The 239-nt window shown below is 71.5% G+C and carries 1 protein-coding gene; it reads left to right on the top strand.

Annotated elements, in window-relative coordinates:
* A partial coding sequence (locus ACLJNW_RS28250) for an iron chelate uptake ABC transporter family permease subunit (RefSeq protein WP_410961949.1) occupies nucleotides 1–239 on the top strand: 239 nt, incomplete at both ends.

The following is a 239-nucleotide window of genomic DNA, read 5'->3' as shown; positions in this document are numbered from 1 at the left end:
TGCTGGAACTGCTCGGGCTGGGCCGTGCGCTGAACGCGCTGATGGCCGGCGAACAGACCGCCGTGACCCTCGGCATGGACGCCCGTCGCGTACGCCTGTGGGTCTTCATCTGCTGCTCGCTGCTGACCGGCGTGCTGGTCTCGGTGAGCGGCGCCATCGGCTTCGTCGGTCTCATGCTGCCGCACGCCGCGCGCCTGCTGGTGGGTGCCGAGCACCGCCGACTGCTGCCGGTGTGCGCC

Origin of the sequence: Salmonella sp. SAL4457, assembly GCF_046548235.1 — a bacterium.
GTDB classification, from domain to species: domain Bacteria; phylum Pseudomonadota; class Gammaproteobacteria; order Enterobacterales; family Enterobacteriaceae; genus Salmonella; species Salmonella enterica.
Note: the sequence above shows the minus strand (reverse complement) of the source record. Positions and strands in the feature narration are given on the sequence as shown.